Origin of the sequence: Vogesella indigofera (genome assembly GCF_003633895.1) — a bacterium.
Classification (GTDB): domain Bacteria; phylum Pseudomonadota; class Gammaproteobacteria; order Burkholderiales; family Chromobacteriaceae; genus Vogesella; species Vogesella indigofera.
The window spans coordinates 33,762-48,019 of sequence record NZ_RBID01000015.1; the positions used below are offsets into that span (position 1 = coordinate 33,762).

Below are 14,258 nucleotides of genomic sequence, written 5' to 3' on the forward strand. Positions count from 1 at the left end.
GGCAATGGCTAATAAATTGAGGCGGAAAGGGTCGCAGTTCGGCGGGGGCGTGTCAACTGGCGGGCGAGTCACCTCACTCGCGCCCGATATGCGCCGGATATCCGCTTGCAGTTGCCCCAGCTCCGTGGAGACATCGTTAGTTTGTCATCGAATGTCTGTTTGCTAGCGGCAATCGGCCACGCCATGCCTGGGGACTGGATGGCCGTTTTGGTGGGCAACCTGCCCCGCTGCCACGTACCTGGCCACAGGTCGTTCACCTCGGCAGCCGTTCAAGTGACTGCCCCCTGCCAGGCCCCCCTTGCGCAGTTGGCTTTGTAGTCGCGCACGCCGCAGGTGGATGGCGGCAGATAGCGCTGCGGCATGACGACCGCGGCGTGGGCTTGCGGGCGAGGCCAGGCGGTAGCCCTCGCAATGCGGCGTATCCGACCTAGAATGTAAAGATGAAGCGTTGTTAATTCACCCTTGGTTCAAGGGCGCGCCTGGATGCATGGCTGTGCCACACAGTGTGTTTTTTTCATTGCGCGCTCCGTACGGAGCCGTCTTTGTCTGGCAACAGGTGGTTGTCGCAGCGGCATGGCTCCCGACACGGCGGAGCACGGCCCTGCTGGCAGCCTGATGGGCGCCGAAACCGGTATGGCCGGCGCCTTCACGCGGACTGGTTGCTCTCGCCTTCGTTTGTTCCAGCTCCATTCAGTGCCCACGATCTCGTCTTCGTCGGCAAGCCTCGGTCACAACAGTCGTCGCCGCGATGGCTGTTTATCCTACTGGAGAACCGAAATGCGCTATCTCCTGCTTGCTTTATCCATGCTGCTGTTCCCGGCGCTGCCTAGCCACGCCCAGCTCAGTATCGGCATTGGCATCGAACTGCCCGGCATCAGCCTGGGCATCAACCTGCCGGCGTATCCGGCCATGGTCAGGGTGCCGGGCTATCCGGTTTACTACGCCCCCCGCCTCAACTTCAATTTCTTCTTCTACGACGGGCTGTACTGGGCCTACGAGGACGACCGCTGGTATGCCAGCGACTGGTACAATGGGCCGTGGTGGGAGGTAGAGCCGGAATACATGCCGCTGTTCGTGTTGCGGGTGCCGATCCGCTACTATCGCCGGCCGCCGATGTACTTCCGTTACTGGCGTGCCGACCGCGCGCCGCGCTGGGACGAACACTGGGGACGCGACTGGAGCGAGCGCCATCGTGACTGGGATCGCTGGGATCAGCGCTCCGCACCCGCCCCGGCACCCTTGCCGCACTATCAGCGGCAATATTCGGAAAGAAACTATCCGCGCTCGTCCGAACAGCTGCGCGAGATCCGCTCGCGGAATTACCGCTATCAGCCACGCGAAGAGGTAACGCAGCAGCATTTCCAGCAGCGAGGCAAGCCGAGCCAGCCGCGGATGGAACAGCAGCAACAGCGCCCCGACGTGCGGCAATCGCCAAGCCGCCAGCCTGCACCGGACATGCAACGGCAGCCCGCACCGAACCAGCCGCGGATGGAGCAGCAGCAACAGCGCCCCGACGTGCGGCAGTCACCAAGCCGCCAGCCTGCACCGGACGTGCAACGGCAACCCGCTCCAAACCAGCCGCGGATGGAGCAGCAACAACGCCCCGACCTGCGGCAAGCACCAAGCCGGCAGCCACAACAGGACGCGCCACGGCAGTCCGCACCGGGCCAACCGCGGATCGAGCAGCAACAGCGACCCGACATGCCACGGCAACCACAGGGCAACCCGAACCGCTCCCGCACCGAGCAGCGGCAACAGGATTCGGAAACCAGACAGCCGCCACAGCAACGGCAGCCATCCAGAGGCAGGCCGCCAACCGAGGAAGAGCTGCTACTTGAACAGCAGCAGCAACGCGGCCGCGACCGGCACAACTGAGCCGCGCCCGCTGCCGGCCGATCCCGCCGAGCAAACCGCCGCCCTCGCGGCGGTTTTGCTGTGTCCTCCCCGTGCGCTGCGGCCAACCTTTGCGCCCTGCGTCGCAGCACCTCAGGGCTCAGGCACGCGGCAGCCGGGTCGCCCGACATCCCCCGCCGGCTCGCCACCACCGCCACAGCGCCGTTATATCCCCCGGCCAGCCGGGGTGCGGGGAATGTTCAAACCCCGTCGACCTTGTCAAGATAAGCGCTTCGCCATCAAGCCGAGGTCGCCATGAGTCTGCAATCCGTCCGTGAGTTTTTTGCCGCCCGTCAGCTGGACATCGCCATCATCGAGCTGGAAACCAGCACCGCCACCGTGGCGCTGGCCGCCGAGGCGCATGGGGTCGAGCCGGGACGCATCGCCAAGACGCTGGCGTTCCGCCTGGGCGATGGCCGGGTGGTCTTGCTGGTGGCGCGCGGCGATGCCCGCATCGACAACCGCAAATTCAAGGAAGCCTTCGGCAAGGGCCGCATGCTGCCGTCCGACGAGGTGGAAGCGCTGACCGGGCACCCGGTCGGCGGCGTGTGCCCGTTCGGCCTCGCCACCGACTTGCCGGTGTATCTGGACAGCTCGTTGCAGGCCTTCGACGAGGTCTTGCCCGCCGCCGGTGACGTGCACACCGCGGTGCGCATCAGCCTGGCGCAGCTGGTCGCCGTGGTCGACGGCCACTGGGTGGACGTGTGCCAGCCGCAGGAAACCGTCGCCGCCTGAGAACCTGTCCACGATCTGCCGTGACTGATATCAACGGGGCGATGCCACGTTCAAAACGGCGGCGGCATGCTTGTTACATCGGGATAAGCGCCGCTGCCTCAGCCGTTTTCGCCTTGTCCCGCATAAGTGTGCCAGATCATGAACCCTTTCTGAGCGCCAACAACAACACGGCTCCGGATGGGGCCGTGTCGCTTGCTACGGTCTGGCTAGTACGACATCAGGCGGGTTGCAGCCGGCTGGCCAGCGGCATCGCGAACGCCATGTCACGTGCCGGCGCGGTGGTGGCGGGCAGCGAGAAGAAGTCGATGGCGGCCTTCAGCTCGTGCGCCATCTGCTCCAGCTGACCGGCCGATGCCGCCGTTTGTGCCGCGGCACTGCACGTTTCCTCCGACATCTGCGCCACCTGCTCGACATTGCCGGCAATGCCGCTGCCGGCCGCCTGTTGCTGCACCAGCGCCACCGAGATTTCGGCGATGGCGTGGTTGATGCGGCCAACGTTGTCGCCGATGCCGGCCACCGCGCCCTGCGCCTGCTGGCTCTGCTGCAGGCCGTCCTCCATCTGCCCGACCGTGCCGTGTATGCCGGCCACCACCCGCTGGCTGTTGTCCAGCATCTCGCCGATGATGCTGCTGATCTCGGCGGTGGATTGCGCGGTACGCTCCGACAGCTTGCGCACCTCGTCGGCGACCACGGCAAAGCCGCGGCCCTGCTCGCCGGCACGGGCGGCCTCGATCGCCGCATTCAGCGCCAGCAGATTGGTCTGCTCCGCCACATCACGGATCACCTGCACCACATTGGCAATCTGCTGCGACTTGTTGCCGAGCAGGTCCGCCTGGCGGCTGGCGTCGCGCGCCTGCTGCGCCACCTGGTGGATGGTGTGCACGGTGCGCTCGATGATGCCCTGCCCCTGTTGCGCCAGGCTGCCGGACGCCTGCGCGTCGGTGGCGACATCGCGGGCATTGTCGCTGACCGAGGCGATGCTCACCGACAGCTGCTCCACCGCGGCGGACATCGACGCCGCGGAGCGGGTCTGCTCCTCGGCGCTGACCGCGACCTGCTCCGAGGCGGCCGCCAGTTCCGACGCATTCACCGTCAGCCGCGCCACGATGCCGTCCAGGTTGCGCACCAGCGCGATCAGCGCCTGCTGCATCTGTGCCATCGAGGCGACGATGCTGTGGCGGTCACCGCCGCGCACCGGAAGCTGCAGACTGAGGTCGCCGTTGGCGATGCGCCCGGCCAGCGCCACCACGTCGTTCGGTTCACCGCCCAGTTGCGACAGCAAGCGGCGGATGATGGTGTAGCCCAGCGCCGCGCCCAGCACCATGCCCAGCAGCATCAGCGCCAACGACACCCGCGCGCAGAAGGCGGCGTCGGCCTCGGCCGCGGCGTATTCCTGCGCCGCCACCTTCAGTTGCAGGTCGATCAGCGCGGAGATGCGCCCCGATACCGGGTCCAGCCCCGGATACAGCTGCGCGTCATTAAATGTCTGCAACGCCGCGTTATCGCCGGCCACCACCAGTTCGCGCAGCCGGTCGACGGTATGGTCGGCCGCCTGCATGCTGCGCTCCGCCTGCTGCGCCAGCTCCAGCTCGTGCGCGGTCAGCTCGGTGGCGCGGTAGGCCTGCCACTGCTGGCGGATCTGCGTGCGCGCCTGATCCAGATTGGAGAGGAAACCGTCGCGATTCAGCGCGCCGGCACGGACCTTGTGCGCGGCATCGACAATGCTGACCGCGTAGCCGTCCGCCACCAGCTTCAGCTGCTGCAGCGGTACCACGCGATCGTTATAGGTGCTTGAAAAGTCGGCAAGAATCTTGGACTGGGTATACATGCCGTAGCCACCGAGGAAGGCGGCGATGGCGAGCAGGACGATGACCAGAAAACTGAGGCGCTGGCCGATGGTGGGATTGCGCAGCATGGGGGTGGCTCCGGTGGGGTTGAGCGCGTCGACAGGGGTAATCCTGATGACATCACTGTTGATATCTAGTGCCAACCCGGCCCCAGTGCAATGCGATCTTTTGGCACCCAGTATTTTTACTTAGTTGCAAAAGACATAGCATATAAGCAATTTTATGACAAAATCCTCATGCTGCGGCGCACAAAACCCAAGACCGGTCGTGGCAAAAGCCGCCAGAACGGCATTGATGCCAATCCTGCTCAATTAAAGCCAGAATAGAATCAAGCTGTCACGGCGAAAAAGCTGTAACACCATGTCGCAATTGAATAAAAAAAAGCCTGCTCGCGAGCAGGCTTTATATTTCATGCCGATGACAATCAGGCGTAGTTTTCCGGAAACAGCTCGCGCTCCACCGACTCGATCAGGATGTGGATCACCTTGATGTGCAGCTCCTGCACGCGGTCGGCGTACTGGCCGCCGGGGGTGCAGACGTCGATGTCGGCCAGCTCGCCGATCACCGAACCGGGGCGGCCGGTCAGCGCCACCACGGTCACGCCCAGCGCTTTCGCCGCGTTCACCGCGGCGAGGATGTTCTTGCTGCTGCCACTGGTGCTGATCGCCAGCAGCACGTCGCCCTGCCCGGCGTGCGCCTCCAGATAGCGGGAGAAGATCGCCTCGTAGCCGTAATCGTTACCGACGCAGCTGATGTGGCTGGGGTCGCTGATCGACGCCGCCGGCAATGCCTTGCGGTTCAGGCGGTAGCGACCGGACAGCTCCTCGGCAAAGTGCATCGCGTCGCACATCGAGCCACCGTTGCCGCAGCTGAACACCCGTTTGCCCTGGCGGAAGGCGTTCACCAGCGCATCACCGGCATCGCCGATGGCAGCCAGCGCCGCCGGATTGGCCAGCAGCGCGTCCAGCGCGTTACGGGCTTGGTGGAGGGTGTCGAGAATATGCGGCTTCATGGTGCGTTCTTTCTGCAATTATCCGGAAACAGGCGTGGCAGTTTACACCAAAAGCCGCGCCCGGCACCTGTTCCGCCTCAAGCCCGGCGCCGGCCGCGTGCCGCTGCCTGACGCCGCAAAGAGCTACCAGCGCAGCAGCGCTGCGCGATCGACGCCCACCGCCAGATGGCCGCCACGCTGCGGATACGGCTGCGTGGCCAGCTCGCGCGCCGACAGTGACAGCACCCAGTCGCCACCGTCGCCAGCCACCACCACGCGGCAGCCCTCCACCCGCGGCTCGACCAGTTTCACCGTGCGCAGCGGCTGGCCGTCGCCGAGCCGGAATGCCGCCGGCGGGATGGCGTGATCGGCGGCGACGTTGTCGAAGCCGACGAAGCGCGCCACCCAGGCGCTGGCCGGCCGCGCCAGCACCTCGCCCGGGGTGCCGACCTGGATCAGCCGCCCGTGCTGCAGGATGGCGACGCGGTCGGCCAGCGCGAACGCCTCGTGGCGGTCGTGCGTCACCAGCAGCGTCGGCACCGCCATGGCTGACAGCCGCTGGCGCAGGTCGTCGATCAGCTGCTGCTTGAGATGGGTGTCGAGACTGGAAAACGGCTCGTCGAGCAGGAACAGCGCCGGCTCGCCGATCAGCGCCCGCGCCAGCGCCACCCGCTGCTGCTCGCCGCCGGACAGCTGGTGGCAGGCGGCCGCGCCACGGCCGGCCAGCCCCACCGCCGCCAGCGCCGCCTCGGCACGCTGCCGTGCGGCCGCGCGCGGCACGCCGCGTTCCTGCAGGCCGAAGGCAACGTTGGCCGCAGCATCGAGGTGCGGGAACAAGGCGTGGTCCTGGAACATCATCGCCAGCTGGCGCTGCTCAGGCGGCAGGCGGCTGATGTCGCGCCCGCCCAGCCACACCTGGCCGCGCTGCGGCCGCAACAGGCCGGCGATCACCGCCAGCAGGCTGGACTTGCCCTCGCCGGAGGGGCCGAGCAGGGCCACGGTTTCGCCGGCGGCCACCTGCAGCGACAGGCCGTCCAGCACGCGGCGGCCGGCAAACGCCAGCGCCAGGTCACGAAGTTCGAGCATGAGTCTTCTCCGGCCACTCGATGGCCATGAATGCCAGCAGCGCCAGCAGCAGCAGCACGCTGGACAACACCAGCGCCGCCTCAAGATTGGCCGCGCCGGGGCGGCCCAGATGCTGGTAGATCAGCGTGGTCAGCGTCAGCCATTCCGGCCGTGACAGGAACAGGCTGACCGCAAACTCGCCGACGGCGGTGGCGGCGGCAAAGGCCATGCCGCGCCGCAGCGCCGGGCGCATCAGCGGCAGGCTGACGCGCCAGAACACGCGCCACGGCGACGCGCCCAGCGTGCGCGCGGCATTGGGCAGCGCCGCCGGCAAGGCGTCGCGAGCGCTGACCACCGCCTTGGCGACAAACGGGTAGGCCAGGAGCGCATAGGCGGCCACCAGCAGCGCCAGCGTCGCGCTGTAGGCGGGATAGGCCAGCAGCAGGCCGAAGGCGACGCACACCGGCGACACCATGAACGGCAGGAACATCAGCGCGCGCAGGCCGGCGCTGCGCTGCGCCGCCAGTCCGTGCAGCAGGCCCAGGGCCGTCGCCAGCAGCAGCGCCAGCAGCGAAAAGCGCAGCGTGTTGCCCAACGCCAGCAGGGTGTCGTCCTGCAGCAGCACCCGCCACGCCGCGGCATCAGCCAGCAACGCGCGCAAGAGCACCGCCAGCAGCGGCGCGGCGGCAAACAACGCGAGCAGCAGCAGGCAGGCCAGCAGCAGCAACCGTTGCGGCCAACCTTGCACCGGCTGCCGCAGCGGCGGGCTGCGCTTGTCCGGCCGCGCCAGGCGGCGCTCGATCAGCGCGTACAGCAGCGCGATGACGGCGCCGAGCAGCAGCATCAGCAGCGCCAGTGCGCCGGCATCGGCCAGGTTCAGCTCGTAGGCGACCAGCGAGTAGATCTCGACCTCCACCGTGGCGTACCGCTGGCCGCCGAGCAGCAGCGCGAGGCCGAAGCCGGAGAAGCAGTACAGGAAGATCAGGCACAGCGCCGACGCCAGCCACGGCCGCACCACCGGCCACTCCACGCGCCAGAACGCGCGCCAGCGCGAGGCGCCCAGCGTGCGCGCCACCATCAGCCGGCTGGCCGGCACGTGGTCGAAGCCGTCCACCGCGGCGCGGATCAAGAGCGGCAGGTTGTAGAACAGGTTGCCGTACAGCAGCAGCCACGGCGTGTCCTGCAGGTTCAGCCCGCTGACGCCGTGCGGGCCGAACAGCGCCAGCACGCCGAGGCCGGCGACCAGCGTCGGCATCACGAAGGGCAGCATCAGCACCCGCAACAGCAGCGCGCGGCCGCGGAACTCGAAGTGCGCCAGCACCCACGCCAGCGGCAGGCCGAGTAATAGAGTTAGCACGCAGGTGGCCGCCGCCTGCAGCAGCGACCAGCCTAGGCGCCACTGCAGGTAGGCATCACTCAGGAGCGCCGGACTGAATGCCAGCCCGCCCTCGTACAGCAGGCGCGACAGCGGCAGCCCGACCAGCAGCAGCAGAAATAACAGCGGCGGCAAGGCCAGCCAGCGGAAATCAGACAAGGGCAACACTTTCTGCATCACGACAATGGAAAACGGTAACGGCTGCCGCCGTTACCGTCGCGAAAACACCCCGCTGCCGGAGCGCGCCGGCAGCCCGCCGCATCACGGCGCGTTCTTGATCACCAGTCGCGTCCAGCGGCTGACCCAGGCGGCGGTCTTGTGCTGCATCGCCTTCAGGTCCGGGTTGCTGAAGCTGGCCGGCTGCGCGGCGTGCTTGAACACCGGCGCCAGCGCCACGCCGGCGACCGCCGGGTACATCCACATGCTGGTCTGCAGCTCTTTCTGCACCGCCTCGCCGCGCAGGAAATCGACGAACTGCTGTGCCAGCTGCGGCTGCAGCCCGCCCTTGACTTTGGCCACACCCTCCACCTGCATGAACACGCCGCCTTTCAGCAACAGGTTGGCGGTCGGCGATTCGGCCAGTTTTTCCTTGCTGTAGAACACTTCCGCCGCCGGGCTGGTGGCGTAGCTGACCACGATCGGGCGCGCGCCGCCGTTGCGGGTGAAGTCGGTGTAGTAGGCCTCGCTCCAGCCCTTGGCCACCTTCAGGCCGTTATCGCGCAGCTTGCCCCACCACTGGAAGGCGCCCTCCTCGCCCTTGCCGGCGATGGTCGCCAGCAGGAAGGCGAGGCCGGGGCTGGAGGTCGCCGGGTTTTCCACCACCAGCAGGTTCTTGTAGGCAGGCTTGGTCAGGTCGTCCAGCGTCGCCGGCAGTGGCAACTTGCTGTTAGCAAACCAGGCCTTGTCGATGTTGAGGGTGACATAGCCGTAATCGATGGCCACCGCGCCCGGCAGGCTGGCCACCGCCACGCTGCGGCCAACCTTGCTGCTGGTGGCCTCCAGCACGCCGGCGGCGTTGGCCTTGCCGATCAGGGTGTTGTCGATGCCGTACACCACGTCGGCCACCGGATTGGCGCGGGTCAGAATCAGCTTGTTGAGCATCTCGCCGGCATCGCCGCCCTTGATGATGGCCAGCTTGGCGCCGCTTTGCTTCTCGAACTCGGCGATGCGCTCTTTCGGCAGGCTGAACGAGCTGTGCGTCATCACCCGCAGCTCCGCGGCCAGGGTGCTCAGGGAAACGCCGGCCAGCGCCAGCAGCAGTACGGACTTCTTGAACATTGCAGACATCCTCTTTTGGTAATGGTGCCGACCAAAAGAAGAAGCGGGACGCGGACTGGCCGCGCATCACGCTCCCTCCGCTGGCATGACCCAGATCAGGTTCTGGGGTATCTCTCAGTCTGCCTGCGGCAGACACCCCCGGTGATCGAAGCGGCGAGTATAGCGCGTTGCGCGGCATTGCTTAACCGCCGCGGCGCGCGGCCGGCGCAAAAAAATCGCCCGCCCCCAGTGCGGGAACGGGCGTGTCTAGCAGTATGCCGACAGAAGCAACGGGACAGACTCTCAAGCGAGGCGCAGCCACCACAGCTACCCTCGCCGACTATTGAGCAATTGCCGTGCCAGCAAAAAGCGCCGCCATCACTGCCAATTCGCCACTTTGCCGCTATAAAAAGAATCACCACGACATGGCGCGTGCACCAGCACGGCGCAAATGGCACCCGATACGTGCGGCATGGCAGATAAATAGCAAAAAGCTAACAAATCAAAAACAACAATCAATTTAACAAATGCATAACCGGTATCCATAATCCAGTCATCAAGCGATCTGCAAGGAGCAAGACCATGAAACGTTTCTTCCGCCAGCACATCACCCTCGACGAGATGTGGGCCAACCTGGTGTGGATGCAGTAAGCCGCAACGTTGGCCGCAACCCGCGTGATGGCCAGTGCCCGGCAACCAGCCGGGTGGCCGGCGATGCTGCTCAGATCAGCAGTCAAGTCAACCCCAGCCAACCGCAGCGGACCCGCCACCTGGCGTGATCCGCTGGCAATCAAAAGCAACAGGAGATAACCATGTCGACAGAAGCCAAGTGCCCGTTTTCGGGTAGCGCCGCCCCGCACACCGTAGCCGGCGGCCCCTCCAACGGTAACTGGTGGCCCAATCAGCTGAAGCTGGGCATCCTGCACCAGCACTCCGCCAAGTCCGACCCGATGGGCGAGGCGTTCGACTATGCCGCCGAGTTCAAGACCCTGGATCTGGATGCCGTGGTCGCCGACCTGCACGCGCTGATGACCGATTCGCAGGACTGGTGGCCGGCCGACTGGGGCCACTACGGCGGCCTGATGATCCGCATGGCCTGGCACGCCGCCGGCACCTACCGCATCGCCGACGGCCGCGGCGGCGCCGGCACCGGCAACCAGCGCTTCGCCCCGCTCAACAGCTGGCCGGACAACGGCAACCTCGACAAGGCGCGCCGCCTGCTGTGGCCGATCAAGCAGAAATACGGCCGCAAGCTGTCGTGGGCCGACCTGTTCATCCTCGCCGGCAACGTGGCACTGGAATCGATGGGCTTCAAGACCTTCGGCTTCGGCGGCGGCCGTGAGGACATCTGGGCGCCGGAAGAAGACATCTACTGGGGACCGGAGAGCACTTGGCTGGGCGACAAGCGCTACAGCGGCGACCGTGAGCTGGCAAACCCGCTGGCCGCGGTGCAGATGGGCCTGATCTACGTCAACCCGGAAGGCCCCAACGGCAACCCGGACCCGGTCGCCTCCGGCCGTGACGTGCGCGAAACCTTCGCCCGCATGGCGATGGACGACGAGGAAACCGTGGCGCTGGTCGCCGGCGGCCACACCTTCGGCAAGGCGCACGGCGCCGGCGACCCGGCACTGGTCGGTCCGGAACCGGAAGGCGCACCGCTCGAGGAAATGGGCCTCGGCTGGATCAACCAGTTCGGTAGCGGCAAGGGCGTGCACGCCACCACCAGCGGCATCGAAGGCGCGTGGAAACCCAACCCCACTACCTGGGACCACGGCTACTTCAACACCCTGTTCGGCTACGAGTGGGAACTGACCAAGAGCCCGGCCGGCGCGCACCAGTGGGTGGCCAAGGACGTGAGGCCGGAAGACATGATTCCGGACGCGCACGACCCGAGCAAGAAGCATCCGCCGATGATGACCACCGCCGACCTGTCACTGCGCCTCGACCCGATCTACGAACCGATTGCGCGCCGCTTCCATCAGGATCCGCAGGCGTTTGCCGATGCCTTCGCCCGCGCCTGGTTCAAGCTCACCCACCGCGACATGGGCCCGCGCGCCCGCTACCTTGGCAAGCTGGTACCGGCAGAAGAACTGATCTGGCAGGACCCGGTGCCGGCCGTGGACCACCCGCTGGTCGACGCGCAGGACATCGCCGCGCTGAAGACCAAGGTGCTCGCCTCCGGCCTGTCCGTGGCACAGCTGGTCGGCACCGCCTGGGCCTCCGCCGCCACCTTCCGTGGCAGCGACAAGCGCGGCGGCGCCAACGGTGCGCGCATCCGCCTGGCGCCGCAGAAGGACTGGGCGGTCAACCAGCCGGCGCAACTGGCGCAGGTACTGCAAACGTTGGCCGCGATCCAGCAGGACTTCAACACCAGAGCCGCCGGCGGCAAGCAGATCTCGCTGGCCGACCTGATCGTGCTCGCCGGCGCTGCCGCCATCGAAGCCGCGGCCAAGCAAGCCGGCCAGCAGGTGACCGTACCGTTTGCACCGGGACGCACCGACGCCACGCAGGACCAGACCGACGTCGCCTCGTTCGCGGTGCTGGAACCACGCGCGGACGGCTTCCGCAACTACGTGCAGCCCGGGCTGGAGGGCGCCGCCGCCGAACTGCTGATCGACAAGGCGCAGTTGCTGACGCTGAGCGCGCCGGAAATGACAGTGCTGATCGGCGGTCTGCGCGTGCTGGGTGCCAACGCCGGCCAGGCACAGCACGGCGTGTTCACCCAGCGCCCCGGCACCCTGAGCAACGACTTCTTCGTCAACCTGCTCGACATGGGAACCAAGTGGCAGAAATCCGCCACCGACGGCGTACTGGAAGGCCGTGACCGCGCCAGCGGCGCGCAGAAATGGACCGCCACCACCGTGGACCTGGTGTTCGGCTCCAACTCGCAGCTGCGGGCACTGGCCGAGGTGTACGCCTGCAGCGACGCGCAGCCGAAGTTCGTCAACGACTTCGTGGCGGCGTGGAGCAAGGTGATGAACCTGGACCGTTTCGATCTGGCGTAAGCGGCAGGCTCGGCAGGCGTGGCAAGCCGGCTTGGCCTGACAAGGTAAATGGCTGCTTCCGGTGACGGAAGCAGCCATTTTTCATTGCGGCGCTGCTTGGGCTTGGCCGGCGCACAAAGGTTGGCCACAATTACGGCCGGAGCGCCTTGAGTCGCCCTGCTTAACCGAGGCTCGCACGAAAGCGTGCCTCGGCCTCCCGAAACAGCGACTTGGCGTGCTCGACATTCCATGGTGCTTCGATGAGCGTTTCGTGGTCCCATTCACTGCGCGGTACGGGGGGAGCGAAGAAATCACCGCCATAGACGTGTATCGCACAAGTCATCTTCCCGATCGGATTCAGCACCGAGTGGATAACGTCACTATCGAGCGTGGCAACATCGCCAGCCCCCAACGACTTGGCACCGACTGCCTCTATCGTCGTTCCCGTCCGCTTCCAGAAGACGTTGTCCTCGCGCCCGGTATAGATGCCGACCACCGAAAACATCTGGTGATTGTGCGGCATCAGGCTCATGCACGGCGCCCAGACAAAGCTGATGACGGTAAGCTCGGGCGACCTGAATAGCGGCGTAAGGCAGGCATGTTGCGGCTCGCCAAGCTCGGCCATCACCCCGGCGCTATCCGACACCGCTTCGGCCACCAGCTCACTAATCGCCTCATGGCCCCCGGAAATAGCGCTCAAGCAATCCTGGATAAAACGATCCTTGTTGAACATGATCTCATGCCCTCCTGATCTGGTTCATCAGACCAAAGAAGCTCCTCGCCACCGGATGACTCTTTGGCTATTGACCAAGATATAGCCCAATCCGACCACTTGGACCGAGGCCACTCTCAGCGAGTTGCTGTAGAGAACATCCGTGCAAGAAACCATCCTAGAGATGGTGCGCGACCGCCCGCTCGTGGGCGACTGCTGCCATGCTGGCGCAGAAGAAGCCGCATGCCACCCGAAAGGTGGCGCTTGCTTATCCACTACGTCAGCCGCCCTCGTTTCCTGACGTATAACAGCCAATGGTGTACGCTAGCCGCCACGCACGATTGAAACCATGCCGCCATGTCCAGCCGAAGCCTGAAAACGCCACCGAAAATCGACAAAACCGCCAGCGAGCCGGAGGCGATCCCGCTGCCGTCGCCGGAAGACGAGAGCCATCTTGCCGGGCGCAGTACGCCGCAGGCGGAGCAGCTGATCGCGCTGCTCGACAACGGGGTGCCGATCTACCTGTTCAGCCGCATCAGCAGCGGCCATACCTTCCAGTCCGATTTTTTCCGTATCCAGTTCGTCACCTTTGCCCGTGCCGAGGGCAGCCAGTGGCTGCCGCTGCGCGGCGAGGCGTCGGAGTGGATGAACACCCGCAACTGCCTGCAGGTGGCGGTCGATCACCCGTCGCACACGGTGTCGTTCGGGCCGAAATCCGGCTTCAGCCTCAGCCCGGAAATCTCCGGCCTCGGCCTGTCCGGCTATGCCTACTCGCAGGCGATCAGCTGGCTGAAACAGCGCTACCCGGACTACCGTGTGCTGCCCAGCGTGCTGCCGGCACCGGAGGCGGAGGGCGAAGAGGCGCGCGCGCACCGCAACAGCCGGCTGGCGGCGCACGGCTTCGATTTCGAGTGGGACGACGGCAGCCAGGTGCACGGCCGTTACCACAAGGCCCGCGTGCGGCAGCTGATCAGTGGCTGGGACAACGAAAAGGTGGCCGAGGTATCGCTCAACGCGCTGCTGACCACGCTGTCGCGCCACGACGAGGAACGCGCCGAGCTGCAGCACAAGCTGCACGGCCTGCAGTCGCAGGAGCGCTCGCTGGAAACCTCGCTGCACAAGGAAAAGCAGACCAACCTGCTGCTGACCGGCATCACCTGCTTCGTGCTGATCTTCAGCCTGCTCGGCGCGCTCGGCTTCTACTGAGCATTCAAACGTTTCGGCCAAGGTTGGCCGCAACGCCTCCCCCTAGAACCTGCTCAAAGTCTCGCGAGCTCACGCGAGACAAGGCAAAAACGGCTGAGGAAGCGGCGTTTATCCAGAGATAAACACGCCTGCCGCAGCCGTTTTCAACGCCGTATCGCCTCATGTTGAGATCAGTTGCAGCAGACATTGAACA

11 protein-coding genes and 1 riboswitch are annotated in these 14,258 nt (G+C 65.9%); of the genes, 4 read left to right on the forward strand and 7 right to left on the reverse strand.

What is annotated here, in order from left to right:
• Positions 1-777 precede the first annotated feature (777 nt).
• Positions 778-1,875, forward strand: a complete 1,098-nt coding sequence (locus C8E02_RS10180) for a hypothetical protein (protein ID WP_211329217.1) — start codon at positions 778-780, stop codon at positions 1,873-1,875.
• Positions 1,876-2,148: 273 nt separating this feature from the next.
• Positions 2,149-2,628: a YbaK/EbsC family protein gene (locus C8E02_RS10185; RefSeq protein ID WP_120810687.1), complete on the forward strand. Its 480-nt coding sequence runs from the start codon at positions 2,149-2,151 to the stop codon at positions 2,626-2,628.
• A 217-nt stretch (positions 2,629-2,845) separates the two neighbouring features.
• On the opposite strand, the gene C8E02_RS10190 is transcribed toward C8E02_RS10185, so the two are convergent.
• The 6 genes from C8E02_RS10190 to C8E02_RS17235 all read right to left on the reverse strand — a co-directional run bounded on the left by C8E02_RS10190 (position 2,846) and on the right by C8E02_RS17235 (position 9,769).
• Positions 2,846-4,543, reverse strand: coding sequence for a methyl-accepting chemotaxis protein (locus C8E02_RS10190; protein ID WP_120810688.1), 1,698 nt, complete (start codon positions 4,541-4,543; stop codon positions 2,846-2,848).
• Positions 4,544-4,899: 356 nt separating this feature from the next.
• Positions 4,900-5,487, reverse strand: coding sequence for an SIS domain-containing protein (locus C8E02_RS10195; protein WP_120810924.1), 588 nt, complete (start codon positions 5,485-5,487; stop codon positions 4,900-4,902).
• Positions 5,488-5,610: 123 nt separating this feature from the next.
• The gene (locus C8E02_RS10200) at positions 5,611-6,552 is read right to left on the reverse strand and encodes an ABC transporter ATP-binding protein (protein WP_120810689.1); all 942 of its coding nucleotides are present in this window, start codon (positions 6,550-6,552) and stop codon (positions 5,611-5,613) included.
• Positions 6,536-8,083 (reverse strand): ABC transporter permease, encoded by a 1,548-nt coding sequence (locus C8E02_RS10205; protein WP_120810690.1) that lies wholly within the window; start codon positions 8,081-8,083, stop codon positions 6,536-6,538. Before C8E02_RS10205 ends, C8E02_RS10200 begins: the two co-directional genes overlap by 17 nt.
• A gap of 84 nt (positions 8,084-8,167) precedes the next feature.
• Positions 8,168-9,184 (reverse strand): thiamine ABC transporter substrate-binding protein, encoded by a 1,017-nt coding sequence (locus C8E02_RS10210; protein WP_120810691.1) that lies wholly within the window; start codon positions 9,182-9,184, stop codon positions 8,168-8,170.
• 54 nt (positions 9,185-9,238) lie between these two features.
• Positions 9,239-9,334, reverse strand: a riboswitch (TPP riboswitch).
• Positions 9,335-9,541: 207 nt separating this feature from the next.
• Positions 9,542-9,769, reverse strand: a complete 228-nt coding sequence (locus C8E02_RS17235; protein WP_147424480.1) for a hypothetical protein — start codon at positions 9,767-9,769, stop codon at positions 9,542-9,544.
• A gap of 206 nt (positions 9,770-9,975) precedes the next feature.
• Here C8E02_RS17235 and katG point away from each other — a divergent pair, with 206 nt between their 5' ends.
• Positions 9,976-12,168, forward strand: coding sequence for a catalase/peroxidase HPI (gene katG, locus C8E02_RS10220; protein ID WP_120810693.1), 2,193 nt, complete (start codon positions 9,976-9,978; stop codon positions 12,166-12,168).
• Positions 12,169-12,328: 160 nt separating this feature from the next.
• Here katG and C8E02_RS10225 read toward each other — a convergent pair whose 3' ends face one another.
• Positions 12,329-12,880 (reverse strand): hypothetical protein, encoded by a 552-nt coding sequence (locus C8E02_RS10225; RefSeq protein WP_120810694.1) that lies wholly within the window; start codon positions 12,878-12,880, stop codon positions 12,329-12,331.
• A gap of 336 nt (positions 12,881-13,216) precedes the next feature.
• Here C8E02_RS10225 and C8E02_RS10230 point away from each other — a divergent pair, with 336 nt between their 5' ends.
• Positions 13,217-14,065 (forward strand): hypothetical protein, encoded by an 849-nt coding sequence (locus C8E02_RS10230; RefSeq protein ID WP_120810695.1) that lies wholly within the window; start codon positions 13,217-13,219, stop codon positions 14,063-14,065.
• Positions 14,066-14,258 lie beyond the last annotated feature (193 nt).

Coding starts and splice junctions, on each gene's coding strand:
- C8E02_RS10180 (WP_211329217.1), top strand. CDS start 778: ATGCGCTATCTCCTGCTTGCTTTATCCATGCTGCTGTTCCCGGCGCTG.
- C8E02_RS10185 (WP_120810687.1), top strand. CDS start 2,149: ATGAGTCTGCAATCCGTCCGTGAGTTTTTTGCCGCCCGTCAGCTGGAC.
- C8E02_RS10190 (WP_120810688.1), bottom strand. CDS start 4,543: ATGCTGCGCAATCCCACCATCGGCCAGCGCCTCAGTTTTCTGGTCATC.
- C8E02_RS10195 (WP_120810924.1), bottom strand. CDS start 5,487: ATGAAGCCGCATATTCTCGACACCCTCCACCAAGCCCGTAACGCGCTG.
- C8E02_RS10200 (WP_120810689.1), bottom strand. CDS start 6,552: ATGCTCGAACTTCGTGACCTGGCGCTGGCGTTTGCCGGCCGCCGCGTG.
- C8E02_RS10205 (WP_120810690.1), bottom strand. CDS start 8,083: ATGCAGAAAGTGTTGCCCTTGTCTGATTTCCGCTGGCTGGCCTTGCCG.
- C8E02_RS10210 (WP_120810691.1), bottom strand. CDS start 9,184: ATGTTCAAGAAGTCCGTACTGCTGCTGGCGCTGGCCGGCGTTTCCCTG.
- katG (WP_120810693.1), top strand. CDS start 9,976: ATGTCGACAGAAGCCAAGTGCCCGTTTTCGGGTAGCGCCGCCCCGCAC.
- C8E02_RS10225 (WP_120810694.1), bottom strand. CDS start 12,880: ATGTTCAACAAGGATCGTTTTATCCAGGATTGCTTGAGCGCTATTTCC.
- C8E02_RS10230 (WP_120810695.1), top strand. CDS start 13,217: ATGTCCAGCCGAAGCCTGAAAACGCCACCGAAAATCGACAAAACCGCC.